Annotated in this window: 1 protein-coding gene; it reads left to right on the top strand. The window is 51.5% G+C overall.

All coding sequences use genetic code 11. From position 1 onward, the window contains the following. Positions 1-709: putative RNA-binding protein (locus tag J7438_RS26560; protein ID WP_209279027.1), on the top strand; the 709-nt coding region annotated here is incomplete at both ends.

The raw sequence follows: 709 nt of genomic DNA on the forward strand, positions 1-709 counted from the left end.
CCCACCAGAAAAAATAACTGACAACAAAGCCTCTCGGTTGGAGCGCCGAAGGAAGTACCAAAGGGAGTACCACAGGGAGTACCAAAGGGAGCGTCGCAAAGATCCCGCTTTCGCAGAGCGCGAAAGGGAGTACCAAAGGGAGTACCAAAGGGAGTACCAAAGGGAGTACCAAAGGGAGCGTCGCAAAGATCCCGCTTTCGCAGAGCGCCAAAGGGAGTACCAAAGGGAGTACCAAAGGGAGTACCAAAGGGAGCGTCGCAAAGATCCCGCTTTCGCAGAGTGCCAAAGGAAGTACCAAAGGGAGTACCACAGGGAGTACCAAAGGGAGCGTCGCAAAGATCCCGCTTTCGCAGAGCGCCAAAGGGAGTACCAAAGGGAGTACCAAAGGGAGTACAAAAGGGAGCGTCGCAAAGATCCCGCTTTCGCAGAGCGCGTAAGGGAGCGCCAAAGGGAGTACCAAAGGGAGCGTCGCAAAGATCCCGTCCTCGCAGAGGGGCAAAGAATCTATATGAGTACTTACATGAGAATCAAAAGACAAACCGCCAACAAGGAAGAAGCTTCAAAGCAAGCGAAAATCGCAAGAGAGCAGTATCTCCAGTCAATCCATTCAGCTGGAAACTCCGGTGAATTAACACTGACTTCTAATTCAGTTGAAACAAACCAGAGTCCCAGTAAAAATTCAGATGGCACTCTCCCTGCCACTTTTCAG

This window comes from Thalassotalea sp. G20_0 (genome assembly GCF_017744175.1).
GTDB lineage: Bacteria > Pseudomonadota > Gammaproteobacteria > Pseudomonadales > Endozoicomonadaceae > Endozoicomonas.